Origin of the sequence: Anoxybacillus sp. (genome assembly GCF_036834105.1) — a bacterium.
In the GTDB taxonomy this organism is placed as follows: Bacteria; Bacillota; Bacilli; order Bacillales; family Anoxybacillaceae; genus Anoxybacillus.
Map to the genome: position 1 here is coordinate 1 of NZ_DAITON010000024.1, position 22,791 is coordinate 22,791.

A 22,791-nucleotide genomic window follows, 5' to 3' on the forward strand; every position below is an offset into this window, starting at 1 on the left:
TTTGTCTTTTGGGGATGGAAATTAATGTAATGAAAAATGCTCATCTACAGTATGTACATGAATTTTCGAGAGGTGGGAGAATAGATGAGTACAATCGGTGAAAATATTCGCATGTATCGAGAACAGCGAAATATGTCACAACAAGAATTAGCGTTAAAAGTACGTGTAGGGGTAGCGACGATTCAGAAATACGAATCAGGTGAACAAATTCCTGATACACCGACGATTTTAAAGCTTTGTACAGCACTTGATGTACCTGCATCCGAATTGTTAGAACGTGCGGATCTGTCGAATTCCTCCGTCGTTGATCCTGAAATCGAATATTTAATTAAAGAAATCGGCATTAAACGGGCGAAACTGATTTTACGAAAAGCAAAAGAATTTAGCGAAGAAGATTTTCTACGCGTCATGCAAATGTTGTATGAGCTCAAATACAATAAAGAAAGCTGACAGCTGCGTCAGCTTTCTTTATAGCCGTTCAACAAATCGCTTCATGCGTCGAATCGCTTCTTGTAATTGTTCAAGCGACGAGGCGTATGAACAACGAATATACCCTTCTCCACTTGCTCCAAACACATTGCCAGGAACGACAGCTACTTTTTCCTCTAACAACAAACGCTCGGCAAACTGTTCTGACGTCATGCCTGTCGATTGAATGGAAGGGAATGCATAAAATGCCCCCCCTGGCATATGACATGAAAGGCCGAGTTCATTTAATGACTGAACAAAAAAGTTGCGCCGTTGTCGATAGCTCTTTTTCATCTGTTCGACATCATCTGCTCCATTTCGCAACGCTTCAATAGCGGCATATTGCGCCATTGTTGGCGCACACATCATCGTATATTGATGAATTTTTAACATCGCCGTAGCTAAATTTTTCGGTGCAGCAATAAATCCTAGCCGCCATCCCGTCATCGCAAATCCTTTCGAAAAACCGTTAATTAAAATGGTTCGCTCTCGCATATGAGTGATTGCAGGAAAACTTGTATATTGTTCGTCATAGCATAATTCCGCATAAATTTCATCCGAAATAACGAGCAGATCGTACTTTGCCACAATGCGAGCAATTTGCGCAAGTTCTTCTGCGTTCAGCACCGTTCCTGTTGGGTTATTTGGCGAGCAAATGATTAATGCTTTTGTTTTCGGTGTGACGACTTGTTCAATTTGCCCAGGTTGTAGCTTAAATTGATGTGTTCCACTCGTTTGAATCGGAATCGGCACACCTCCAGCCAAAGAGACAAGCGGTGCATACGAAACGAAGCTTGGTTCAACGACAATGACTTCATCACCCGGATTCAAAATCGCCCTAAGAGAAATATCCAGCGCTTGGCTTGCTCCCACCGTTACAATCAGTTCATCTGTCGGATCATACGACACACGAAAGCGACGTACCAAATAATCGCTAATTTCTTTTCTCAATTCCAATAAACCGGCGTTTGCTGTATATGACGTATATCCTTGCTCTAATGATAAAATACACGCTTCGCGTACACCCCAAGGCGTAACAAAATCAGGCTCACCAACCCCTAGCGAAATAACCCCTTCCATACTTGCCGCTAAATCAAAAAAACGACGAATACCAGATGGCTTCATGCGAGAGACCGTATCAGATACATACGATTTTGTTTTTTGCATTACGGAGCCACCACGATTCTTCGATCTTGGTCACCTTGCTCGAATACGGTACCGTCATGTTTATATTTTTTTAAAATAAAATGGGTCGTCGTTGAAATAACCGAATCAAGCGTCGATAATTTCTCAGAAACAAAATGAGCAATTTCAGACATGGAACGACCCTCGATGACGACAGATAAATCATAGGCGCCAGACATCAAATAGACAGATTTAACTTCTGGGAAGCGATAAATGCGCTCAGCAACCTCATCAAATCCAACACCCCGCTTCGGCGTCACTTTTACATCGATCATCGCTGTCACACCTTCGTGCCCATCCACTTTCCGCCAATCGACAATCGTTGCATACTGCACAATGACTTTCGCCTCTTCTAATTTTTTGATGATCTGTTCGACTTCCGAGATCGAGAGCGAAACCATCTTTGCGATTGTATCCATCGGCAACCGAGCATTTTTCTCTAACAGTTCAACAATTTCAATTTCTTTTTCGGTTAATTTCACATCAATCCCCCCTACCACAAATTTTCACACAATTTAGAAAAAAATGCACGTGTTTTTTCAAAAAAATGAGCAAGACGATATCGCTTGCTACTGCGGTTTTTTGATGACACCGCAAGCGATTCGTTTGCCCGCATTTCCTGCTGGTTGGGACATGCCGTCATCTTTCCCTTCATGAACGACAATAGATGTCCCATCTTTTGTGAACAGGCCGTTCTTCTCCTCAGATAAATCTACATTAGGAGCCATAAGCTGCGCCTTTACCGTCCCATCTTCTTTCACGATTAAATTAGGTAAATCACCTGCATGCGCCCCCTCCGGATGAAGAAGCCCATGCTCTTTTCCATCTGGATTAAAATGCTCACCCGCTGATTTGAATTCAGGTGGTTCACATGTCCCTTTGTCGTGAATATGTAGCGCATGTTCTCCTGGTGGCAATCCTTTTAGATTTATGTCAAGTTTTACCCCTTTAGGTTGTTGGGACATTTTAATCGTTCCGAGCGAGTCTCCATCCTCATTGATTACATTGACATCGACGCTTTTCACTTTCTCTTCCACACATCCACTTACAAGCAATAAAAAGAAACATACAATCACACGACGCACAATAAGCCCTCCAACTACATATTTACAGCTTATTATGCCCTTTTTTTGTCCGTTTAGTCATCGATTCGTTGTTTTTGGAGCTGTTCCTCTAGTTGTTTTGCTTTCTCTTCTTGACGTTTTGAAACTTTTATAATTACTCGCATCGTCAATACCGCAGCGATAAAAAACGCCGTAAACGAAATGGCAGCCGGAATGTATTCCGTTTTGTCTTCTGGAAAATATAGAAACAATCCAAATATGATGTGAACCATACGATCAACCTTTCCTCATATCATCTTGCTAATTATATCATAAAGGCAATTGTATCACTTCGCAAAAAGGAATATAATTGGATTCGTAAATAAAAAAGGGGGGCGTGTTCGTTTGAAAAACGTCGTAATCCACAAAGTTATCACATTTGTATTCACGGAGGCGCAATTAAGGGGGTATTGGAACGAACAAAAACAAAAAATTCCATTCGAATCTTTAACAAATGAGCAGTTGATGACGTTAGCTGAAGATATGCTAGCGAACTCTTCCCATAGCCAACTTGAACAACATATTTTAGATCACGGTTGGCGCGTAAAAGAAGAGACAGAAGGACAAGTGGTCGCAGAGGACGACTCACGTGAACATGTGCATGTTGAAGTCGTTGATACAACGAAACAAGGGTCTCCATCAACAAAGTTATTTATCGACCGCTTATCGCAAATCGAATGCGCACAATGCGGATTTTCTTTTTACATCCGTAATGTAAACGCTGACACAGCACATTTAACATGCCCAAGTTGCCTTCAACCATTAAACTGAAAAAAGAAAGGAATGACAGATCGTGCATGAGGCTATGACTCATGAAGTAAGTAACTTTCAATATTATGCGGCCATTGCAATCTTTTTGATTACATACGCCATTATTATCTCAGAAAAAGTAAATCGGGCTGTAATCGCTCTATTAGGTGCCGCCTTTATGATCATTTTCGGCATCGTCGATTTACATCAAGCGTACACGCATCATATCGAATGGGGAACGATTACGCTTCTAATCGGAATGATGATCCTTGTTAGCATTACGAGCAAGTCTGGTTTTTTTCAATACGTAGCAGTAAAAGCGGCCAAAGTGGCCAAAGGGAGTCCCATTCACATTTTAGTGATCTTATCATTACTCACAGCTGTTCTTTCTGCGTTTCTAGATAATGTAACGACGGTGTTATTGATTGTTCCGGTTACATTCTCAATTACACGTATGTTAGAAGTTGAACCTGTTCCATTTTTAATTTCTGAAGTACTTTTCTCAAATATCGGTGGAACAGCGACAATGATCGGAGATCCACCGAACATTATGATCGGCTCTGCCAATAAACATTTGACGTTTAATGATTTCTTATTTAATTTAGGTCCTGTTGTTTTAATTATTATGCTCGTCGTTGTCGTTATTTTGTATGTGTTTTATCGCAAACGTCTTCAAGCAAACGCAGCACTGATCGAACGACTCATGAAAATTGATGAAAAACAATACATTAAAGATGCTGTGCTATTAAAAAAATCCGTTTCAGTCCTTGGGTTAACTATTTTAGGTTTCACCCTTCATTCCGTCATTCACGTCGATGCGGCAGTCATCGCGATGACAGGGGCTGTTATTTTAATGCTCATCGGGGTAAAAGAACATGATTTAGAAGAAGTATTCGCTTCTGTCGAGTGGACAACCATTTTCTTTTTCGCGGGGTTGTTTACGCTCGTTGGAGGGCTTGTAGATATTGGTCTCATTAAAAGCCTAGCGGAAAAAGCTTTGGAAGTCACAGGTGGCGATATTCACTTCGCATCCTACTTAATTCTTTGGGTATCTGGCATCGCATCAGCAACCATTGACAACATTCCGTTCGTTGCAACGATGATCCCGCTCATTCAAGATATGGCTGTCGGCATGGGGCTATCTCCAGACGCCGCACAAATTGATGTGTTATGGTGGTCATTAGCACTTGGTGCTTGCTTAGGTGGAAACGGGACGTTAATTGGCGCATCAGCAAACGTCATCGTTGCAGGGATCGCCTTGCGTGAAGGACATGGGTTTAGCTACTTCGATTTTCTAAAAATCGGGGCACCGCTCACACTCATTTCATTGCTTATTTCACATGCTTATATTTTCATTCGTTACTTATAAAAACGCTCGTTTTTGAGCGTTTTTTTCTTTCTGTCATATACTGCTTGCAAGGAGGGAAAAAAGATGTATCCAAACGTTGATATTAAACAATTTACTCAATCCGCAAAATCTTTACAAAAACTACTTAAAGACGCAACAGCCATTTCTACAAAAGTTGCCAACGATCCTGTCTTTGCAAAGCAGTTGATGGAAAAAGCGCAACAATCGAAACAAGAAGACGTGCAAAAACAGCTTCAATCGATTGGCATCGAATCTGAAATGAACATTTCGTTTAATCCAAATACGATTCATATTACACTTTCCCCAAAAAAAGGCGAGTCGCCTTGTTGTCAACTCACCTTTTTTCTTTACTGGCGATAATTCGGTGCCGCCATCTGTTTTTCACCAATATGTGCCGCATCGCGCAAATCATATCCATCGTCGATTTCACTAACGTGAATAATATCTTCTTTCGCCCCTAATCGATTTGCGCGAAGCAATTGTTCTTCTTCTCCCATTATGATCCCCTCCGTACTGTTATATTGTGCAAATTCATTTCATTTATGTGTTGACATATTTTGTTTTATCAGCTACGATTTCGTTAACAAATAAAAAAAGGAGGTTAACAAATGCGAGCGAAAGACTTAACATTCATTGCCATGTTCGCAGCATTCATGGCGATCGGAGCAAACATCACCTCATGGGTTCCTTTTCTCGTTATCGGGGGCGTTCCCATTACGCTACAAACCTTTTTTTGCGTATTAGCCGGAGCGATTCTCGGGGCAAAACGCGGCGCAATCGCGATGACTGTTTATATGCTCATCGGACTGTTTGGTGCGCCTGTTTTCGCGCGCTTTAGCGGAGGGTTCTCCTCCATCGTCACCCCGACGTTTGGATTTATTCTTTCTTTTATTCTTGCGGCTTACGTCACTGGATTGCTTGTTGAAAAAAGTACAAAACGTTCGATGGCGCAATTTATTACAGCAACTATCATCGGCATGATAATTAACTATGTTGTCGGAACAAATTGGATGTACATGGCATTTACATTATGGGCCGATGCACCGGAAGGATTCTCATACACAATGGCATGGAGCTGGATGCTCGTTCCACTTCCAAAAGATATTATTTTATCGATCGTTGCGGGTATGATTGCACCGCGCATTTACAAGGCGTTAAACGACCATCAAACATATAACAAATATGTCGCCTAACTAAAGAAAAGGAAGTTCGGTTACAGCCCGACTTCCTTTTCTTCTCTCTTTATATATTGTTGCCGAAACACTTGCATCGATTCATTTTCATTCAGTGCAATCATCTCTTGCTCCGATAATGTCCCATCTCCGCGTTGGACGACATATACGTTTACTTTTTTCTTTCCCCAATGCTTATATACATCATCTACTGTTTCATAATATAGGTCAATTTTATGGCCTTTAATCGCTGAACCCGTATCAGCAACGACGCCATATCCGTATCCTGGAATAAATAAAATTGTTCCAATTGGGAAAACATTCAAATCAGCGGCAATCGTTGAGTATAAATCACGCTTCACGCGTACACCCGAATATGTAATTCCATAACTCGGGTGATCGGGCGTTTTTCCTGTTGACTCTACTCCAGCCGTATACCCTGTCGCTACAACAGTGACGGACGGGTATTGCGACCAATCGAAAGCCTCCTCTAGCGTTAATGATTCATTCGTCGTTTGTTGTGATGATAGTTGCGTCACTCGTTTTTCATTTTTACGAAAACGATCTGCTACATATTCATACGTATGTGTTGAAAATAATGATTTGAACGAGAAAAAAGAAAAACGTGAATGGGATAACCAATCAGATAGCGTCTTCGCTTCAACGCCCGATATGGATTGAAATGTCGTCATGAACGCACATAAAAACAATACAACCATGGTCGTTCGTCTTAACCATTTTATGCCCATTTATTCACTCCTCCCACGGTTGTATTTCTTTCCAATAACGAAACAAAATATACATCACCGCGAAAAGAAATAAAAAACCTCCACGATCGTGAAGGTTTAAAACATACGATATCCTTTTTTTCTTAACGTCTGAATCACGACACCAGAAACGATTGCTCCCACAATACCGCTACTTAAAATGATTAAATCCGCGCTCGCTAGCGATCCGATTCGTTCCTTTACATGAGCAAAGGATTGGGATGGATTTGTCACGTAGTCAATCAAAGAAATTTGATCAATCCAAAACAATAAAACAAACGGGCTTAATATCGCCATCGTCCATGTCGTTCGTAAAATCATATTTAATAAAAAGCCAATACCAAAAAATAAAACAAAAAATAACAAAATTGAAATGAGTAAAACCGGAATGCTCATCTCCATGCGCTCTCACCTCCAATACACCATTTTAAGTGTACTGAAAGCGAAAACACGAGTCAATTATTGCTTCATCGCCATTTCATTTTTTTCTATTCCTGTCCCTTCGCAATGATGGCACGTTTCGGAACCGCCAACTGCAACATGCACATAACCGTTTCCTGCACAATACTGACACGTTGTTTTATTCATATCCCTCACCATTTTTCTTAATTTTCAGATAATTATACATAAAAAGAAACGATTTGTAAAGAAAAAGGGGCGAAAAATTGCTTCGCCCATTTTTATAACAACTTAAATTTTCCTTTCTTCGCGACGAGTGTCGGACCACCGATTAAGAAAAGCGCACGGTTGTCGATTACTTTTTTCATCACGCTCGCCTTTGCTCCCCAAATTTTCTTGCCGAATACAACACCAATTGCATCATCGTGACCGAGCGAACATACCGTTCCTTTTAAATCCGGTTTAAACGGTTGCAATTCACCTTGACCGCGAATGAGCACAGCTAAGTTTTTCGCACAAACTTCTCCTTGTTGCATAGCAATTTGAGCGGTTGGCGGATATGGACGATTTGTTTCTTCGTTAATAATTAACGCACAGTCCCCGACAACGAATACATCTTCATGTCCTGGTGCTCGTAAAAACGGATCGACTTTTACGCGACCGCGCATCGCTTCAAAGCCAGATTCATCAATAACGCGACTTCCACGCACTCCAGCTGCCCATACAACTGTTCCAGCCTTAATTTCTTCCACTTGATCATCTTTGCTAACGATAATGCCTTCTGGTGTGCACTCTTTAATCGCTGTACCGATTTTAAATTCAACACCTTTTTTCTCAAGAACGTTCACCGCATATTCAACAAGTTCTGGGTCAAAGCCAGGGAGAACGGTCGGCGCTGCTTCGACACAAATAATGCGCACTTTATTTGGATCAACATCGTATTCACGGCAAAGCTCTGGCACGCGGTTTACAAGTTCACCTAAAAACTCGATGCCTGTAAATCCTGCGCCGCCAACGACAATCGTCAAGCGCTCATCGCGTTTCTCTTCTTCTGTGCCATATGTTGCAAATTGATATTCAATATGCTCACGAATTTGACGAGCAGCATTGACGTTGGCAATCGAGAAAGCATACTCTTTTAGCCCTTTAATTCCGAACGTTTCAGACTCAAACCCAAGCGCAACGACTAAATAGTCATACGTTAATGGCTCATGATTTTGGAGCAACACTTGTTTTTCTTCGAGGTTGATTTTTTCAACCGTATCTTGAATGAATTTTACTTTACTTTGATCAATCACATCAGCAATCGCATAGCGAACGCGCTCGTGATGCAGCGTTCCAGCAGCAGCTTCATGCAGCCATGTTGATTCATAGTGATAATCATGTTTGTTGACAAGCGTAATGCTTGCTTCGTTGACGCCAATCATTTTTTGTAAACGCGTCACAGTCATTAATCCACCATAACCTGCACCTAATACAACAACATTTGGCTTTTTCAAGCGAATCACTTCCACCTTTTCTTATTTTTTTTAGCTTGTGCTTTTTGAACGATTTTTATCGTTTAAAGAGTTTGTGAATTTATTCACGAAGTAGACCAAAAAAATACAACGTTTTGTAACAAAGTTGTCATTTCTACGTTAACATCTTATTCTTTTTTTCTCTCTTTTTCAAGAGTTATTTGTTCAATTTTTGGCCATAATTTTTATCGAACGCATGTCGAAATTTTCAAAACAACAACAGCGTGTAACCATTTTTTATGGTATGATAATACGTGAGAATTTACGTTTTAGGAGGAATGAACGTGAAAGAAGATCGCAAAGTGTATGATATTACGATTATTGGTGGTGGTCCTGTCGGCCTGTTTACAGCATTTTACGGTGGCATGCGCCAAGCGAGCGTCAAAATTATCGAAAGCCTTCCACAACTTGGCGGCCAGCTCTCTGCGCTTTACCCGGAAAAATACATATATGATGTGGCTGGTTTTCCAAAAATTCGCGCCCAACAACTAATCGACAACTTAAAGAAGCAAATGAGCAAATTTCATCCAACTGTTTGCTTAGAACAGTCTGTTGAAAAGTTAGAAAAACTAGAAGATGGTACATTTAAACTAACGACAAATAAGGAAATTCATTATTCAAAAGCGGTCATTATTACTGCTGGAAACGGGGCATTCCAACCTCGCCGATTAGAACTCGAAAGTGCCGTACAATATGAAGGAAAAAACTTACATTACTTTGTTGACGACTTGAATAAGTTTGCTGGCCAACGTGTACTTGTTTGCGGCGGAGGAGACTCTGCAGTTGACTGGGCGCTTATGCTCGAACCGATCGCGAAGAAAGTAACAATTGTGCATCGCCGTGATAAATTCCGCGCTCATGAACATAGCGTCGAAAATTTAATGAATTCATCTGTTGATGTAAAAACACCGTTCGTCCCTGTTGAATTGATCGGAGATGAAAACGGTATCAAACAAGTTGTTTTAGAGGAAACAAAAACGAAAGCGCGCGAAACAATCGATGTCGATGCAGTCATTGTCAACTACGGGTTCATTTCATCGCTCGGACCAATTAAAGAATGGGGCTTAGAGATCGAGAAAAACTCTATTAAAGTGAATTCCAAAATGGAAACAAATATTCCGGGTGTGTACGCTGCAGGCGATATTTGTACATATGAGGGAAAAGTGAAGCTCATTGCTTGCGGATTCGGTGAAGCGCCAACAGCTGTCAACAACGCAAAATCATATATCGATCCGAGCGCAAAAGTGCAGCCTCTTCATTCTACATCGATGTTTGAAAAATAGGGAGAACTCCTAAATGGAGCTCTCCTTTTCTTCACGCACTTTAACAGCTTGTTCATCTACATCAACTACACTCTCTTTTTTTGAAGACATTTGTAACTGATGTATTTCCCTTTCTAAATTTTTTAAGCGACTTTTCATTTTTATAAACTTCCACCCACCAACAAGGAAGACAATTAGTGCACCGAACATCACAGAACCGAGTATGACTATAACTAATGGTATTTTAAAATGACCGAACATATAGTTTACTTCTACATTTTGAATGTTGGAAATAGAAAATATCGCGACAACTAACGCAAATACGAGCGCCAAGATAATATGGCTTTGCCCTTTCATCATATCACTCCCTAACATTCCTCAGGCGTGCCAGCATGTGTTGCTGTACGGAACGATGAACCACAACCACATGAAGCAATAGCGTTCGGATTATGAATCGTAAATCCCCCACCCATCGCTCCTTGCTCGTAATCAATCGTCGTTCCTTTTAACACAAGTGCACTGTCCTTGTCGATCAATATACGTAAACCGTCTTGGTCAAACTCGTAATCATCTTCACGCTTATTATGATCAAATCCCATCGCATAAGACAAACCGCTACATCCTCCACCATAAACACCGACACGGAAATAAGCGTTTTCTTCTCCGCTTTCCTTCATCATCTGTTTCACTTGCTCAACCGCTTTTTCTGTCAATACAACGATTTGTTCCATCACTCACCACTCCTTTTAATAATAGTATACACCTGTACAAATCGTTTCTGCTCCTCCACGCATAAAAACATCGCCGTTTTCTTTCCACGTAATATACAAATCTCCACCAGCCAAATGTACGACCGTTTCTTCATTTCGTTTCGTTTTCCCATTCAACACTGATGCTACAACGGCCGCACATGCTCCTGTACCGCACGCTTGCGTCACGCCAGACCCTCGCTCCCATACACGAAAATGAATCTCGCGGTCATTGACCACTTCTACAAACTCGACATTAATTCCTTCTGGAAAGCGAGCATCTTTTTCGATGATCGGCCCGAGCGTCGTAACTGGCGCTTGCTCAATATGGTCAACATAAAACACCGCATGCGGATTGCCCATTGATACACCCGTCATGTAATACGTATGCCCCGCAAACTCGATCGGCTCATGAATGACCATGTCTTTTTCTTTTCCAACCATCGGTATTTCTTCGCGAGACAACCGCGGTTTCCCCATATTCACTTCCACGCTGCTTACCTTTCCATTTTCAACGAAAAGGCGCGCTTCAACAAGACCTGATAACGTTTCAATCGCAAATTGTTCATCGCGAACAATTCCATGCTCATATGCGTACTTTGCCACACAACGCAATCCATTGCCACAGTTTTTCCCTTCTGATCCATCGCTATTAAAAATACGCATTTTAACGTGAGCCACATCGGATGGACAAATTAAAATGAGTCCATCCGAACCGATTCCTGTGTGTACATTGGCCACACGTCTAGCAATATCGGGTAACTCCTCTTCTAATAAACGTTCTTTAAACATATTCACATAAATATAACTATTTCCTAATCCATGCATTTTCGTGAATGAAAAACTTCTCATGTTGCCCCTCCACCATATATGTTTAATAAAACTATACATCGTGATGATAAACGTGACAACTTTTTTACAAATAAACAAAAAGTCACAAGCAATATCGGAAACATATAGTATAATGTTACTATCAATCATATAAGGCGGGGAACACCATGGACATTTTATATGATCGTAACATCACGTGTCTCGTTTGCAAACAAACATATACAACGAAAAAAGTTCGTTCACGTTTCATTCGTCCCATTCAGCACGATACTGACTTTTGTTCACATTACGCGAGCGAAGAAGCAAATCCGCTTTTATATTATGTACATGTTTGCCCTCATTGTGGATTTGCAGCAACAGAAGAATTTTCGACATATTTCCCCCCTCGCACGCTTGAGACGATCGAACAACATGTACGCGCCAATTGGCGTGGGAAAAATTACGGTGGAGTGCGCACATTTCGTGATGCAGTTGATACATATAAACTTGGCATTTATTGTGCAACACTGAAAAAAGAAAAGCATATCGCGATTGCAGGGCTTTATATGCGCCTTGCATGGTTGTATCGGTCGAAGCAAAAGCATGAAGAAGAAAAGCGATGTATGCGCTTCGCACTCGAACAATACGTTGCTTCCTATGAAGCAGACGACTTTGTTCATACGCATATGTCCGAGGTACGTATATTGTATTTAATCGGGGAATTATATCGTCGGCTAGGTAATGAAAAACAAGCCATCATTTATTTTTCCCGCGTCATCGCAAGAAAAAAAGAAACGATTGAAAAAGGAATTGTCAATATGGCCTACGACCGTTGGCAAGACATTCGCGAAGAAAAAAAGGGGGCGCAATAGCCCCCTAAAACATTGGATTTTCCTCAATATATGCATAAATCTTTTCAACAAGTTGCTCAGCGTCTTCTGCTGTCACAATCTCTCCATTTACCATCGCAAACAACATGTTCGCGCATTTTCCACAATAGCCTAAACACCCATATTCGATAACATCTAAATTTGGATCTTTTTCAAGTTGCTCTAGCGCACGTTGTGACCCATTTGCTAAATTGCTTATACAAAACTCCACGATTGGTTGTAGCAATGTGTTCACCTCAATCTTATTATTGTATCACATTTACAAAAAATCATGTAATATTCACATATAAAAATCATCTTAATTCGTCACGTTTTTCGAAAAAATGTTGTTATTTTGTCACAATTTCGCTATACTTTTAATGGTCGAATTTTATCAAAAGGGGAAAGCTTCCATGAGAAACCTCGTGCTACTTGGTGGCGGATACGGAAATATGCGTATACTACTCCGCATCCTTCCAAATTTACCAGAACATATTCGTGTTACGCTAATTGATCGCGTTCCATATCATTGTTTAAAAACAGAGTATTATGCTTTAGCTGCTGGAACGATTAGTGACCAGCACATTCGTGTCCCATTTCCAGAACACCCTCGCCTATCGTATATATTCGGCGAGGTAAAAAAAATTGATTTACATCATGAAGTCGTCCATCTTCAAGACGGATCGTGTATCCCATATGACGATTTAGTCATCGGGTTAGGCTGTGAAGATAAATATCACGGTATACCTGGTGCAGACATTTTTACTTATAGCATTCAAACGATCGATAAAGCAAGAGAAACGTATCAAAAGTTGAACAATCTCCCACCGCATAGCATCGTTGGGGTCGTCGGTGCTGGATTAAGCGGTGTAGAATTGGCAAGTGAACTCGTTGAAAGTCGTCCCGATTTACACGTAAAATTATTTGACCGTGGCACGCGCATTTTGTCTATGTTCCCTGAACGATTAAGCCACTACGTCGAGCAATGGTTTCATTCTCACGGTGTCGAACTCATTCGTCAATCAAACATTACGAAGGTCGAAGAACATACGCTATATAATCACAATGAAGCGATCCACTGCGACGCCATTGTATGGACTGCCGGCATTCAACCGAATCGTGTCGTTCGTGAACTTAACGTCGAAAAAGACAGTCAAGGACGTGTGTTGCTCACACCACGGCACCATATTCCGCATATGGAAAACGTATATGTTGTTGGGGATTGCGCAAGTTTGCCGCACGCTCCGAGTGCACAATTAGCTGAAGGACAAGCAGAGCAAATTGCTCAAGTACTGCAAAAACGTTGGAAAGGTGAAGAACCGCCGAGCGAATTTCCGCCAATTAAATTAAAAGGTGTTTTAGGATCGTTAGGGAAAAAACACGGGTTCGGCCTCGTTGCTGATCGTCCGCTTACTGGACGCGTCCCACGCCTCCTGAAATCAGGCGTACTATGGATGTATAAGTACCATAACGGATATTGAGATGAAGGGCGAATTACTCCGCCCTTTTTTCTATCGCTTCATAAATGTTTTTTAATTTTGGATTCCCTTCATCAACCATTTCTCCATCAATAACAACAACCGGATAAAATAAATCTTCGTCGATTACTTTTTGCGCAAATTGACGCTTTTCATCGTCTTCCGGTGGCGAAAAAATATCAACATAAACGAACTGAAACGCACGATTCGGATATTTTCGTGAAACTGCAGCTTGAATCCATTCATACGTATCTTTTGATGACGGGGCACCGACACAAGAAGCACAAACTGTATCCGCTCCGTACACACATATTTCAATCATATTCATTCTCTCCCCTGGAAAAAAGTTAAGTAACGTTAATAGATTTTTTTCATCATGATGATTATAATAAAATTAGTGAAAGGAGTCGATGAAAATGGCAGATCAAGATATTAAACAACAAGTACAAGAAGTATTAGATAAACTTCGCCCATTTTTACTTCGCGATGGCGGAGATTGTGAATTAGTCGATGTTGAAGACGGTGTCGTGAAACTTCGTCTTCTTGGTGCTTGCGGAAGCTGCCCAAGTTCGACCATTACATTAAAAGCTGGTATCGAACGCGCATTGCTTGAAGAAGTTCCTGGCGTCGTTGAAGTAGAACAAGTATTTTAATGACAAAAAGGGTGTCCAACAACAATGGACGCCCTTTTTACGTTAGGAAATGCTTATTTTTCTAACGCCATTTTATATACGCAACTACCCGTTGTCTCTACTGACAACATGCGTACGTCATTGTGAGGAAATGCCAGTTGTATAGCATCATATACTTTTTTTCCACACCCTTGTTCAGCAAAACAAAGTACAGTCGGACCAGCGCCGCTTAATGCGACACCGAATGCTCCACTCCGCCTCGCCACTGCACGAACTTGTTTCAATTCAGGTACGAGACGTTCCCGATATGGCTGGTGAAAAAGATCTGCATCCATCATCTCCCCCGCAAGTAACCAGTTTTGCGTCAGCAATGCGGCTACGAGCACGTTTCCAACAGCGCTTGCCTCCACTGCTTGTGCACGTGTGAACTCACTTGGAAGAACAGTACGTGACTTTTTCGTTTCCAGTTCATACGTCGGAATGACCGCAATGAGATCTATCGGGATGTGCGGAACGTGCACAACATGTGTACGTTCTTTTACATAGCTACCAATCACCAACCCACCATATAAAGAGGCGCCAACGTTATCAGGATGACCTTCGTATATGGTGGCTATCCTCATCTTTTCTTCTTGGGACAAACAGAGATGTCCGAGCTCATTTGCGAGCTCAATAGCTGCCACAATCGCCGCAGCACTACTTCCGAGACCACGCGTGAAAGGAATGTTGCTTGACACAAACACGCGGCAAGGAGGGAGCGTAACACCATACTGACTTGCTAACCTACTTGCTACTTGATAAATGAAATTGCTTTCCCCGGTTGGAATGCTTTTTACTTCAGTCGTTTTCGGGATAAATTCCCACGTTTTTGCGCGCACTACCTCTAACGTTAAATGAAGCGATACAGCTAATCCGATCGAATCAAAACCAGGGCCGAGGTTTGCTGTGCTTCCGGGTACAACAATTTTTAACATTTCACCATCATTCATTGAAGAACAACTCCTTGAATGTGAGCAAACACAACTTTCTCATCATTTGGAAGGACAGTCGGTTGAATGTTCATCGCTTCCATCGCTACATTTGGATCTTTCAATCCATTTCCAGTTAGCACTGCAACAATGCGACTACCTTTTTTAATTTCGCCACTTGCCACTTGCTTCATCACGCCAGCTATCGATGCACACGAAGCAGGTTCTGCAAAAATTCCTTCTTCGCGCGCAAGTAAACGATACGCCTCTAAAATTTGCTCATCTGTTACCTCATCGATTTTTCCACCTGATTCGTTGGCAGCTTGAACAGCGTATTCCCAACTAGCTGGATTACCAATGCGAATCGCCGTTGCAATCGTCTCAGGATGTTCAATTACTTCATTTCGCACAATGGCGGCTGCACCTTCAGCTTCAAAACCCCGCATTTGCGGCAATTTCGTTCCGTGTTTTTCATGAAACTGTTTAAACCCTTTCCAGTACGCCGTAATATTTCCTGCATTCCCAACTGGAATAGCAAGAACATCAGGCGCCTGCCCAAGTTGTTCACAAATTTCAAAAGCAGCTGTTTTTTGTCCTTCGATCCGATACGGATTCACTGAGTTAACAAGCGTAACCGGAGCCATCTCACTCAAACGGCGCACCATTTTTAACGCATGGTCAAAGTTCCCTTGAATTGCAACGATTTCTGCACCATACATGACCGCCTGCGCCAACTTTCCGAGCGCGATTTTCCCATCAGGAATAATAATAATGCAGCGCATCTTTGCTCGTGCAGCATAGGCTGCTGCAGCTGCAGACGTATTTCCTGTCGATGCGCAAATAATTGTATCGCTTCCTTCCTCCTTCGCCTTCGCCACCGCCATAACCATTCCGCGATCTTTAAACGATCCTGTTGGGTTTGCTCCTTCTGTTTTAACGTATAATTCCACACCGAGTTTTTCTGATAAGTGAACAAGCGGGATAAGTGGTGTATTCCCTTCATGTAACGATAACAGCGGCGTCTTGTCTGTGACCGGCAAATAGTCACGATAATGATGTAACAATCCCCTCCACATTACAATGCACCTTCCCCTTCTACTCGATAAGAACTTTTCACTTCTTCTACAACTTCTAAATCTCTCAACTGCTGTAATACATCACGATAGTCTTTTAACGATGCTTGATGCGTAACGAGAACAATTTCGGCTAAGTCTTTTTGGCTTAATGGCAGTTGTAAAATCTTTTCAAAGCTCACTCCTCGTTCTGAAAAGAGCGATGTAATTTTTGCAAACGCCCCGACTTGATCTTTTACATGAATACGTAAAAAATATTTGGAATATATTTCGCTATCTTCTTTTAACTGCTTATCGTATTGTGGAGTGACTGCACTTCTTCCATTCACACCAAGACGCATGTTTTTCACGACAGCAACGAGATCAGATACGACAGATGTCGCTGTCGGCAAACTGCCTGCCCCTGGACCGTAAAACATCGTCTCACCAACCGCCTCACCGTAAACGTAAACCGCGTTATATTCATCGTTTACCGACGCAAGCGGATGCGTCTCTGGCAACAACGTCGGCTGTACACTAACTTCGACTTTATCGCCGTCTCGATGGGCAATACCGATTAATTTCATCGTATAACCGAGTCGTTTGCTATAGTTTAAGTCTTCTTCCGTAATATCCGTAATCCCCTTCACATACACATCTTGCAAATCAATGTTCATTGAAAAACCAAGCCGAGCTAAAATCGCCATTTTTCTTGCTGCGTCTAATCCTTCCACATCCGCCGTTGGATCGGCTTCAGCATAACCGAGCGCTTGCGCCTCCGCCAATACTTCATCGTATGCACGGCCGAATTTGCTCATCTTTGTTAAAATGTAATTCGTTGTACCGTTAACAATTCCCATCATTTTTGTAATTCGGTCAGAAGCTAACCCATCTACAAGGCTGCGCAAAATCGGAATACCGCCGGCTACGCTCGCCTCGTAAAACAAGTCACAGCCATACTCAGAAGCAACGGAAAGTAATTCTGTTCCATACAATGCCATTAAATCTTTATTCGCTGTGATGACATGCTTCCCGTTTTTTAATGCCGTCAGTATATATTGACGCGTCTCTTCGACGCCCCCCATCACTTCAATGACAACATCAATGTCTGGGTCATGAATCACTTCTTCTACATTTGTCGTTAATACCGCCTCCGGCAAAGCGACATCTCGCTTTTTATCGCGGTCGCGAACGGCAACCTTTTTAATTTCTACAGGGCAACCGACTTGGTGCATCAATTTATCTTGATGATTTTTAATAATTTTGACAACACCACTACCAACCGTCCCTAATCCTAATAATCCAACTGACACGCTTTTTACCATCTTCCCCACCTCTTGTTTTTCTGTAGTGAACATTTGTTTTTATATAGTAGACATTATAGAACATCTCCATTTCATTTACAATCCTTATTTTCACTATCGTATCATATGAAAACGTTTTATGTTTAAAAATTTTCTAAAAAAATAAAAAAAGAGCCTATTGGCTCTAACGCACAGGTGTACATGGTTCTTTTCCTTCCAAGACGGCCATCACATTGCGGCAACATACATGCATCATTGCATATCTCGTTTCTTTCGTCGCACTTCCTATATGGGGGAGTGCAACAACGTTTGGTAGTTGCAGAAGCGGATGATCAGAACGAATCGGCTCTTGTGCGAACACATCTAACCCTGCGCCGGCAATGCGTCGATGAATTAAAGCATCATATAGCGCCTCTTCATCAACGATCGCCCCGCGTCCTGCATTAATAAAAATGGCTGATGATTTCATTTTCGCAAACGCGGCACGGTTAAACAATTGATACGTTTCGTTCGTCAACGGAGCTAAACAGACGACAAAGTCAGAGTGCTTCAGCAATTCATCAAAAGAACAATACGTCGCATCAAGCGTCTTTTCTGCCTCAATATTTCGTGAACGATTATAGTACAGCACGTGCATATGAAATCCTTTAGCCCGATGTGCAACAGCCTGACCGATTTTCCCCATACCAACGATCCCTATCGTTTTATGATGAACGTCCGTTCCTGCAAGTAAAAGAGGGCTCCAACTTTTCCATTTTCCCTCTTTGACAAACTCAGCTGCTTCAATTAATCGTCTCGCTGTTGCTAGCAGTAAAGCAAATGTTAAATCTGCTGTCGTTTCTGTTAACACATCAGGAGTGTTACAAACGATAACTCCATATGTTTTCGCTGCCTCTACGTCGATATTGTCGTAGCCGACCGCCACATTTGCCACCACGCGAAGCTTCGGACTTTGCTTCAGCAGCTCCTCATCAATGCGATCAGATAACATCGTAATTAACGCTTCTGCCTTGCTCGCTTCCTCAAGCAATACGTCGCGCGGCACAGCGATGTCCTCATGCGGCCACATGTTCACATGATATTTGTCACATAACGGAGCAACAACATCGTCTGGTAGTTGTCTCGTAATAAAAACGTACGGTCTCCCCATAACCTCGACTCCCTTAAACATACTTTTCACTTTATTTTACCATATTTATAACCAATCGAGCCGAGGAATAGCTATCGTCGTGATGTCATGGAAATGCCGAAGTTTTTGTTCGTATATGTCGACCTCTGCAAATATTTGTTGCAATAATTGCCCATCACGTCCATGTTGCGATCCGTAGTAATTTTCAATCGCTTGGAAATAGTGGATTGGCATTAATAAACGGGCATAAATCATACGCCATGAAAATCGGCTAAGCGATTGAATATGCTCATACGTTTGTAAAAAGTGAACAACTTCTTTATCTTCTTTTTTTAGCAACCATTGTGTTCGAATCCATTCCGACAGATCTCGACTCGCATGGTCAAATACCCAATCTGTCGGTATTTTTCCACTTTCCCATGTTTGTGGCGAAAACTGTTCATGGCAAATGGTTGGCATGTCGCTACGCATCGGAACCTCGTCTAGCTGTGTGTCGACGACATATTGAATGGCATTCTCAGTTAAACCTAAATAATATGGGAACGTCTCGATAAATCGTTTATCTATATCACTTTTTTCAGAAGACTTCACTTGTAACTCCCAAAACTGTTCTAGTTGATCAATACGTTGCGCCCACAGTTCTCCCCATTGCCCAAATCGACTTCGCGATGACACCACATACGGATATGTGCGTCCGCGCTGATGAAATAAGGCGAGTTGTTGGGCGACATCCTCTGTTTTCATTCGGCTTTCTATTTTCCACACGCTCACTCGTGTTCCTTGCAACGTTCCAACAAACTGACCTGTTTTCGTTGGGAGCAACGTCGCAACCGTTTCATCACCTTGCGCTCGCATATACATCGCCATGTAATATAATTGCTGTATGTCGCTTTCTTTCTCATTTGTTGGCACGGCGACATATATATCGTTTCCACTATGAATCATGAAGCGTTCGTCTACTGGCTTGATCTGATCAATACGAAAATAATAATCCATTCACATCCCTCCTTCTTTCATGTATATGTTTAAAAAATACGTATAAACTTCATATGAGAGAGGAAATACACGCACGTTTCATAAAAAGAGCACATACATTGTAAAAAATAAAAAAAGAAATAGGTGAAGTGGATGGAGGAAAAGAAAATAGGGAAAATGGAGCAAATTGCGCGACAATGGCTTGCTGATCGAGGTGTAACAATCGAGCATATCGCTGAGCTCGTTTATTACTTGCAATCGAAATATCATCCGGATTTGAAAATGGATGAATGCATTCATAACGTCAACCGAGTCATTGCGAAACGCGAAGTACAAAACGCCCTATTCACCGACATTCAACTCGACATATTAGCAGAAAAAGGACTGTTACAAGAACCACTGCAATCGTTTATCGAAAAAGACGAAGGGTTATATGGGGTGGACGAAATTTTAGCTCTATCCATCGTCAACGTATACGGTTCCATCGGCTTTACAAATTACGGATACATTGATAAACAAAAGCCAGGTATTTTAAAACAACTAAATGATAAATCGTCCGGTCAATGTCATACATTTTTAGACGATATTGTCGGGGCAATTGCGGCTGCCGCTTCAAGCCGTCTCGCTCACCGCGCAGCCCATGTCGAATAAAAAAGGTGCCTTAATTTGGCACCTTCTTATATACGTTCCATCCATTCTTTTAACGAATCGACAACATATGTTGGTTGTCGATCATACGTTTGCAACATCTCTTTCGTCGTTACCCCTGTATGAACAAGGAGAGTGTCGATTCCTGCGTTCATCCCTGCCATAATATCGGTATCATAATTATCTCCGACCATTAACGTTTCTTCTTTTGGAACACCAAGTACTTCAAGTGCTTGCTCCATAATAATTTTTTCTGGTTTGCCAATAAAAATAGGCTTTGTTTGTGTCGATACAGCAACAACAGATGTGAGAGAGCCATTCCCAGGCAACAGCCCTCGCTCGGTTGGAATGGCAATGTCCCCATTCGTTGAAATAAACATCGCCCCATTGCGAACAGCTAAACAAGCGATTGCTAACTTTTCATAATTAATGCTACGATCAATGCCCATAACAACCACTTCAGCATCTTCGTTCGCAAATGTAAAACCTTTCTCCTCAAGCGCTTGACGAATACCATCTTCTCCAATGACATAAACAGAAGCGTTTGGCTTTTTTTCATAAATGTAATTGGCAGTTGCTTGGCTTGTCGTAAATACTTGATCTTTCGTTGCCGGGATATCAAATCGACGCAGTTTTTCTGCCACCTGTTCTGGCGTACGCGAAGAATTATTCGTTACAAACAAATATGGAATTCCTTTTTCATGAAGACGATGGACAAATGCGCATGCTTCTTCAATCCGTTCTGTTCCACGATACATTGTACCGTCTAGATCAATTAAATAACCTTGGTATGCTTTCACTTTCGCCACTCCTTTTGACAACTTGCACGTTCAAACTTTAACGCAAAACAAATGCACTTGTCAAAGAAGGAGCAACGAATGTCAACGATTGTTCATTTTTTTCGCTTAATATGATAGCGGCACGCATCATCGCCGTCCGCTAAACACGTCTTCGGCACGACCTCCGCCTCATGAATGAGCGTTTCAAACAGCTGTCGCTCACATTCACAAGCAATCGGATACGCTCGAGCTACTTCGGCAATAGGACAGTTATGCTCGACTAGCTCAAATGAACCGTCGTCATGTTGTAATAACTCAGACATATACCCTTGCTCGTTTTGAACTGCAACGAGTTCTTTTATTTTTTCATCAAACGATTTATCGCCGAGCTGCTGCTCATACAACTTTTTCATCCGTTCTTGCCGGTTTTGAAACAACTCGACTACCATTTGCTTGCCGCCCATTTGTTCCAAATCAGCTAAAAAGTCAAGCATCGTTTGCTGATAATGGCGGGGAAACCGTTGGTGTCCTTTAGCACTTAATTGATATACGTTTGTCGGCCTTCCCATCGGTTGACGAACGAGCGTCGATTCAATCAGCTCTTCTCGTTCAAGTGCGGTCAAATGACGGCGTACAGCCATTTCTGTAATTTGAAGTTGCTCTGCCATTTCACCGACCGTTAGCCGCTTTTGCACTTTCAACATATTTAAAATTTGTTCCTTCGTGGAAGAGGTTTTTTTTCGCATCATTTTTCACCCACTTCCATTTTACACGATTTCCCCTATGTGCACAATTTTTAAACATTTTCGTTTAAAAAGGCGGACACGGGTCCGAGTTCGTTTTGTAAATACGAACGAATAGAAGCAGGGTACGATTGAAGAACATGTTTATAACGCTGTAACACTTCCAACAATTCGACATGCGGTACGTCGATATACTGTTGAACAAGCTTTTTACGAAAATGGATGATTTGTTTTAATGCCTCGCCTTCCTCGGCGGAAACAACACGTTCATCAACTAAAATGTCAATGATGTCCTCATAACTTCCCGGATCGCGCATAATAAAACCATCGATCATCGCATTTCCCACATCAATGATCGATTCGATGATGACGTGTCCGATACGCTCAAGAGCGAGCTTTTCGATCGGTGTGTGAAACGATTGTTCGACATAGCGAACAGTTTGCTCCATATATGTCAATGTTTTTTCGATTTTTTGTCGATCAACAAAATACATCTCCCATCTTCCTTTCTGCTTTTTCCTTTATTTTAGCATAGCGCTTTCTTTTACACATCTAACATATTTTTGATAAGATGAAGAAGCAAACAAAAACGGATGGAGGATTTTATATGGAGAAGTTCTTTTTATATGATGAGACAGTTGATACGAAAACGCGGTTCGTCAG

32 protein-coding genes are annotated in these 22,791 nt (G+C 41.7%); 10 read left to right on the forward strand and 22 right to left on the reverse strand.

Annotation, left to right across the window (positions count from 1 at the left end; genetic code table 11):
* The first annotated feature begins 84 nt into the window (after positions 1-84).
* Positions 85-450 carry a helix-turn-helix domain-containing protein gene (locus V7Z64_RS04305; RefSeq protein ID WP_297987741.1) on the forward strand — a complete coding sequence of 122 codons (366 nt, stop codon included), beginning with the start codon at positions 85-87 and terminating at the stop codon, positions 448-450.
* Positions 451-468: 18 nt separating this feature from the next.
* Here the strand turns inward: V7Z64_RS04305 and V7Z64_RS04310 are convergent, their stop codons facing one another.
* From V7Z64_RS04310 to V7Z64_RS04325, 4 genes are all read right to left on the reverse strand, one after another.
* Positions 469-1,635, reverse strand: a complete 1,167-nt coding sequence (locus V7Z64_RS04310) for an aminotransferase (protein WP_297987743.1) — start codon at positions 1,633-1,635, stop codon at positions 469-471.
* Positions 1,635-2,135, reverse strand: coding sequence for an Lrp/AsnC family transcriptional regulator (locus V7Z64_RS04315; RefSeq protein ID WP_297987745.1), 501 nt, complete (start codon positions 2,133-2,135; stop codon positions 1,635-1,637). The genes V7Z64_RS04310 and V7Z64_RS04315 overlap by 1 nt, the downstream gene beginning before the upstream one ends.
* Positions 2,136-2,222: 87 nt before the next feature.
* Positions 2,223-2,738, reverse strand: coding sequence for a superoxide dismutase family protein (locus V7Z64_RS04320; protein ID WP_297987747.1), 516 nt, complete (start codon positions 2,736-2,738; stop codon positions 2,223-2,225).
* Between the two features lie 53 nt (positions 2,739-2,791).
* The gene (locus V7Z64_RS04325; protein WP_297987749.1) at positions 2,792-2,989 is read right to left on the reverse strand and encodes a hypothetical protein; all 198 of its coding nucleotides are present in this window, start codon (positions 2,987-2,989) and stop codon (positions 2,792-2,794) included.
* Positions 2,990-3,101: 112 nt separating this feature from the next.
* On the opposite strand from V7Z64_RS04325, the gene V7Z64_RS04330 reads away from it, so the two are divergent.
* From V7Z64_RS04330 to V7Z64_RS04340, 3 genes are all read left to right on the forward strand, one after another.
* A complete protein-coding gene (locus V7Z64_RS04330; protein ID WP_297987751.1) occupies positions 3,102-3,527 on the forward strand; it encodes a hypothetical protein in 426 nt (141 codons plus the stop codon).
* A gap of 34 nt (positions 3,528-3,561) precedes the next feature.
* Positions 3,562-4,875: an ArsB/NhaD family transporter gene (locus V7Z64_RS04335; protein WP_442885025.1), complete on the forward strand. Its 1,314-nt coding sequence runs from the start codon at positions 3,562-3,564 to the stop codon at positions 4,873-4,875.
* Positions 4,876-4,938: 63 nt separating this feature from the next.
* Positions 4,939-5,235, forward strand: coding sequence for a hypothetical protein (locus V7Z64_RS04340; RefSeq protein WP_297987755.1), 297 nt, complete (start codon positions 4,939-4,941; stop codon positions 5,233-5,235).
* On the opposite strand, the gene V7Z64_RS04345 is transcribed toward V7Z64_RS04340, so the two are convergent.
* Positions 5,223-5,372 (reverse strand): hypothetical protein, encoded by a 150-nt coding sequence (locus V7Z64_RS04345; protein ID WP_297987757.1) that lies wholly within the window; start codon positions 5,370-5,372, stop codon positions 5,223-5,225. The genes V7Z64_RS04340 and V7Z64_RS04345 overlap by 13 nt on opposite strands.
* Before the next feature lie 111 nt (positions 5,373-5,483).
* Here V7Z64_RS04345 and V7Z64_RS04350 point away from each other — a divergent pair, with 111 nt between their 5' ends.
* Complete coding sequence (locus tag V7Z64_RS04350) at positions 5,484-6,068, forward strand: biotin transporter BioY (RefSeq protein WP_297987759.1); 585 nt, start codon at positions 5,484-5,486, stop codon at positions 6,066-6,068.
* A 20-nt stretch (positions 6,069-6,088) separates the two neighbouring features.
* Here V7Z64_RS04350 and V7Z64_RS04355 read toward each other — a convergent pair whose 3' ends face one another.
* The 4 genes from V7Z64_RS04355 to V7Z64_RS04370 all read right to left on the reverse strand — a co-directional run bounded on the left by V7Z64_RS04355 (position 6,089) and on the right by V7Z64_RS04370 (position 8,721).
* Positions 6,089-6,796 (reverse strand): 3D domain-containing protein, encoded by a 708-nt coding sequence (locus V7Z64_RS04355; RefSeq protein WP_297987762.1) that lies wholly within the window; start codon positions 6,794-6,796, stop codon positions 6,089-6,091.
* Between the two features lie 96 nt (positions 6,797-6,892).
* On the reverse strand, positions 6,893-7,216 hold the full coding sequence (locus V7Z64_RS04360) for a YuiB family protein (RefSeq protein ID WP_334109441.1): 324 nt from the start codon (positions 7,214-7,216) through the stop codon (positions 6,893-6,895).
* A gap of 57 nt (positions 7,217-7,273) precedes the next feature.
* Positions 7,274-7,402, reverse strand: coding sequence for a YuiA family protein (locus V7Z64_RS04365; protein WP_003398760.1), 129 nt, complete (start codon positions 7,400-7,402; stop codon positions 7,274-7,276).
* A 92-nt stretch (positions 7,403-7,494) separates the two neighbouring features.
* Positions 7,495-8,721, reverse strand: coding sequence for an NAD(P)/FAD-dependent oxidoreductase (locus V7Z64_RS04370; protein ID WP_035045437.1), 1,227 nt, complete (start codon positions 8,719-8,721; stop codon positions 7,495-7,497).
* 293 nt (positions 8,722-9,014) lie between these two features.
* Here V7Z64_RS04370 and V7Z64_RS04375 point away from each other — a divergent pair, with 293 nt between their 5' ends.
* Positions 9,015-10,013, forward strand: a complete 999-nt coding sequence (locus V7Z64_RS04375) for an NAD(P)/FAD-dependent oxidoreductase (protein ID WP_297990908.1) — start codon at positions 9,015-9,017, stop codon at positions 10,011-10,013.
* Between the two features lie 9 nt (positions 10,014-10,022).
* Here V7Z64_RS04375 and V7Z64_RS04380 read toward each other — a convergent pair whose 3' ends face one another.
* The 3 genes from V7Z64_RS04380 to dapF are packed head-to-tail and all read right to left on the reverse strand — an operon-like array spanning position 10,023 to position 11,593.
* Entirely contained in the window at positions 10,023-10,352 is a 330-nt protein-coding gene (locus V7Z64_RS04380; RefSeq protein WP_334109446.1) for a LapA family protein, read from the reverse strand.
* Positions 10,353-10,360: 8 nt separating this feature from the next.
* A complete protein-coding gene (locus V7Z64_RS04385; protein ID WP_003398764.1) occupies positions 10,361-10,723 on the reverse strand; it encodes a HesB/IscA family protein in 363 nt (120 codons plus the stop codon).
* A 15-nt stretch (positions 10,724-10,738) separates the two neighbouring features.
* Positions 10,739-11,593 (reverse strand): diaminopimelate epimerase, encoded by an 855-nt coding sequence (gene dapF, locus V7Z64_RS04390; protein WP_297990910.1) that lies wholly within the window; start codon positions 11,591-11,593, stop codon positions 10,739-10,741.
* Between the two features lie 146 nt (positions 11,594-11,739).
* Here dapF and V7Z64_RS04395 point away from each other — a divergent pair, with 146 nt between their 5' ends.
* Positions 11,740-12,423: a DUF2225 domain-containing protein gene (locus tag V7Z64_RS04395; RefSeq protein ID WP_297990911.1), complete on the forward strand. Its 684-nt coding sequence runs from the start codon at positions 11,740-11,742 to the stop codon at positions 12,421-12,423.
* A 4-nt stretch (positions 12,424-12,427) separates the two neighbouring features.
* On the opposite strand, the gene V7Z64_RS04400 is transcribed toward V7Z64_RS04395, so the two are convergent.
* Entirely contained in the window at positions 12,428-12,667 is a 240-nt protein-coding gene (locus V7Z64_RS04400) for a YuzB family protein (RefSeq protein ID WP_297990912.1), read from the reverse strand.
* Positions 12,668-12,833: 166 nt separating this feature from the next.
* Here V7Z64_RS04400 and V7Z64_RS04405 point away from each other — a divergent pair, with 166 nt between their 5' ends.
* Complete coding sequence (locus tag V7Z64_RS04405) at positions 12,834-13,901, forward strand: NAD(P)/FAD-dependent oxidoreductase (RefSeq protein ID WP_297990913.1); 1,068 nt, start codon at positions 12,834-12,836, stop codon at positions 13,899-13,901.
* A 13-nt stretch (positions 13,902-13,914) separates the two neighbouring features.
* Here V7Z64_RS04405 and V7Z64_RS04410 read toward each other — a convergent pair whose 3' ends face one another.
* The gene (locus V7Z64_RS04410) at positions 13,915-14,220 is read right to left on the reverse strand and encodes a YuzD family protein (protein WP_091701035.1); all 306 of its coding nucleotides are present in this window, start codon (positions 14,218-14,220) and stop codon (positions 13,915-13,917) included.
* A gap of 94 nt (positions 14,221-14,314) precedes the next feature.
* Here V7Z64_RS04410 and V7Z64_RS04415 point away from each other — a divergent pair, with 94 nt between their 5' ends.
* On the forward strand, positions 14,315-14,551 hold the full coding sequence (locus V7Z64_RS04415; protein WP_003398276.1) for a NifU family protein: 237 nt from the start codon (positions 14,315-14,317) through the stop codon (positions 14,549-14,551).
* Positions 14,552-14,604: 53 nt separating this feature from the next.
* Here the strand turns inward: V7Z64_RS04415 and thrB are convergent, their stop codons facing one another.
* From thrB to yutH, 5 genes are all read right to left on the reverse strand, one after another.
* Positions 14,605-15,519: a homoserine kinase gene (gene thrB, locus V7Z64_RS04420; RefSeq protein WP_297990914.1), complete on the reverse strand. Its 915-nt coding sequence runs from the start codon at positions 15,517-15,519 to the stop codon at positions 14,605-14,607.
* The gene (gene thrC, locus V7Z64_RS04425; RefSeq protein ID WP_297990915.1) at positions 15,516-16,574 is read right to left on the reverse strand and encodes a threonine synthase; all 1,059 of its coding nucleotides are present in this window, start codon (positions 16,572-16,574) and stop codon (positions 15,516-15,518) included. Before thrC ends, thrB begins: the two co-directional genes overlap by 4 nt.
* Positions 16,574-17,875 carry a homoserine dehydrogenase gene (locus tag V7Z64_RS04430; protein WP_297990917.1) on the reverse strand — a complete coding sequence of 434 codons (1,302 nt, stop codon included), beginning with the start codon at positions 17,873-17,875 and terminating at the stop codon, positions 16,574-16,576. Before V7Z64_RS04430 ends, thrC begins: the two co-directional genes overlap by 1 nt.
* A 163-nt stretch (positions 17,876-18,038) precedes the next feature.
* Positions 18,039-19,004 (reverse strand): 2-hydroxyacid dehydrogenase, encoded by a 966-nt coding sequence (locus V7Z64_RS04435; RefSeq protein ID WP_297990919.1) that lies wholly within the window; start codon positions 19,002-19,004, stop codon positions 18,039-18,041.
* A 45-nt stretch (positions 19,005-19,049) separates the two neighbouring features.
* The gene (yutH, locus tag V7Z64_RS04440) at positions 19,050-19,979 is read right to left on the reverse strand and encodes a spore coat putative kinase YutH (protein WP_297990920.1); all 930 of its coding nucleotides are present in this window, start codon (positions 19,977-19,979) and stop codon (positions 19,050-19,052) included.
* A 132-nt stretch (positions 19,980-20,111) separates the two neighbouring features.
* On the opposite strand from yutH, the gene V7Z64_RS04445 reads away from it, so the two are divergent.
* Positions 20,112-20,609: a phosphatidylglycerophosphatase A family protein gene (locus V7Z64_RS04445; RefSeq protein ID WP_297990921.1), complete on the forward strand. Its 498-nt coding sequence runs from the start codon at positions 20,112-20,114 to the stop codon at positions 20,607-20,609.
* A 26-nt stretch (positions 20,610-20,635) separates the two neighbouring features.
* On the opposite strand, the gene V7Z64_RS04450 is transcribed toward V7Z64_RS04445, so the two are convergent.
* The 3 genes from V7Z64_RS04450 to V7Z64_RS04460 form a co-directional block, all read right to left on the reverse strand.
* Positions 20,636-21,406: a TIGR01457 family HAD-type hydrolase gene (locus V7Z64_RS04450; protein ID WP_334109458.1), complete on the reverse strand. Its 771-nt coding sequence runs from the start codon at positions 21,404-21,406 to the stop codon at positions 20,636-20,638.
* Between the two features lie 92 nt (positions 21,407-21,498).
* Positions 21,499-22,134 carry a helix-turn-helix transcriptional regulator gene (locus V7Z64_RS04455; protein ID WP_334109460.1) on the reverse strand — a complete coding sequence of 212 codons (636 nt, stop codon included), beginning with the start codon at positions 22,132-22,134 and terminating at the stop codon, positions 21,499-21,501.
* 47 nt (positions 22,135-22,181) lie between these two features.
* The gene (locus tag V7Z64_RS04460) at positions 22,182-22,622 is read right to left on the reverse strand and encodes a DUF86 domain-containing protein (RefSeq protein WP_297990924.1); all 441 of its coding nucleotides are present in this window, start codon (positions 22,620-22,622) and stop codon (positions 22,182-22,184) included.
* Positions 22,623-22,791: the final 169 nt, after the last annotated feature.

Excerpts from the sequence above, each read along its gene's own strand:
- V7Z64_RS04305 (WP_297987741.1), top strand. The coding sequence starts at position 85 with ATGAGTACAATCGGTGAAAATATTCGCATGTATCGAGAACAGCGAAAT.
- V7Z64_RS04310 (WP_297987743.1), bottom strand. The coding sequence starts at position 1,635 with ATGCAAAAAACAAAATCGTATGTATCTGATACGGTCTCTCGCATGAAG.
- V7Z64_RS04325 (WP_297987749.1), bottom strand. The coding sequence starts at position 2,989 with ATGGTTCACATCATATTTGGATTGTTTCTATATTTTCCAGAAGACAAA.
- V7Z64_RS04335 (WP_442885025.1), top strand. The coding sequence starts at position 3,562 with ATGACTCATGAAGTAAGTAACTTTCAATATTATGCGGCCATTGCAATC.
- V7Z64_RS04340 (WP_297987755.1), top strand. The coding sequence starts at position 4,939 with ATGTATCCAAACGTTGATATTAAACAATTTACTCAATCCGCAAAATCT.
- V7Z64_RS04345 (WP_297987757.1), bottom strand. The coding sequence starts at position 5,372 with ATGGGAGAAGAAGAACAATTGCTTCGCGCAAATCGATTAGGGGCGAAA.
- V7Z64_RS04350 (WP_297987759.1), top strand. The coding sequence starts at position 5,484 with ATGCGAGCGAAAGACTTAACATTCATTGCCATGTTCGCAGCATTCATG.
- V7Z64_RS04355 (WP_297987762.1), bottom strand. The coding sequence starts at position 6,796 with ATGGGCATAAAATGGTTAAGACGAACGACCATGGTTGTATTGTTTTTA.
- V7Z64_RS04360 (WP_334109441.1), bottom strand. The coding sequence starts at position 7,216 with ATGGAGATGAGCATTCCGGTTTTACTCATTTCAATTTTGTTATTTTTT.
- V7Z64_RS04365 (WP_003398760.1), bottom strand. The coding sequence starts at position 7,402 with ATGAATAAAACAACGTGTCAGTATTGTGCAGGAAACGGTTATGTGCAT.
- V7Z64_RS04380 (WP_334109446.1), bottom strand. The coding sequence starts at position 10,352 with ATGATGAAAGGGCAAAGCCATATTATCTTGGCGCTCGTATTTGCGTTA.
- V7Z64_RS04385 (WP_003398764.1), bottom strand. The coding sequence starts at position 10,723 with ATGGAACAAATCGTTGTATTGACAGAAAAAGCGGTTGAGCAAGTGAAA.
- dapF (WP_297990910.1), bottom strand. The coding sequence starts at position 11,593 with ATGAGAAGTTTTTCATTCACGAAAATGCATGGATTAGGAAATAGTTAT.
- V7Z64_RS04395 (WP_297990911.1), top strand. The coding sequence starts at position 11,740 with ATGGACATTTTATATGATCGTAACATCACGTGTCTCGTTTGCAAACAA.
- V7Z64_RS04405 (WP_297990913.1), top strand. The coding sequence starts at position 12,834 with ATGAGAAACCTCGTGCTACTTGGTGGCGGATACGGAAATATGCGTATA.
- V7Z64_RS04410 (WP_091701035.1), bottom strand. The coding sequence starts at position 14,220 with ATGATTGAAATATGTGTGTACGGAGCGGATACAGTTTGTGCTTCTTGT.
- V7Z64_RS04415 (WP_003398276.1), top strand. The coding sequence starts at position 14,315 with ATGGCAGATCAAGATATTAAACAACAAGTACAAGAAGTATTAGATAAA.
- thrB (WP_297990914.1), bottom strand. The coding sequence starts at position 15,519 with ATGAATGATGGTGAAATGTTAAAAATTGTTGTACCCGGAAGCACAGCA.
- thrC (WP_297990915.1), bottom strand. The coding sequence starts at position 16,574 with ATGTGGAGGGGATTGTTACATCATTATCGTGACTATTTGCCGGTCACA.
- V7Z64_RS04430 (WP_297990917.1), bottom strand. The coding sequence starts at position 17,875 with ATGGTAAAAAGCGTGTCAGTTGGATTATTAGGATTAGGGACGGTTGGT.
- V7Z64_RS04435 (WP_297990919.1), bottom strand. The coding sequence starts at position 19,004 with ATGGGGAGACCGTACGTTTTTATTACGAGACAACTACCAGACGATGTT.
- yutH (WP_297990920.1), bottom strand. The coding sequence starts at position 19,979 with ATGGATTATTATTTTCGTATTGATCAGATCAAGCCAGTAGACGAACGC.
- V7Z64_RS04445 (WP_297990921.1), top strand. The coding sequence starts at position 20,112 with ATGGAGGAAAAGAAAATAGGGAAAATGGAGCAAATTGCGCGACAATGG.
- V7Z64_RS04455 (WP_334109460.1), bottom strand. The coding sequence starts at position 22,134 with ATGATGCGAAAAAAAACCTCTTCCACGAAGGAACAAATTTTAAATATG.
- V7Z64_RS04460 (WP_297990924.1), bottom strand. The coding sequence starts at position 22,622 with ATGTATTTTGTTGATCGACAAAAAATCGAAAAAACATTGACATATATG.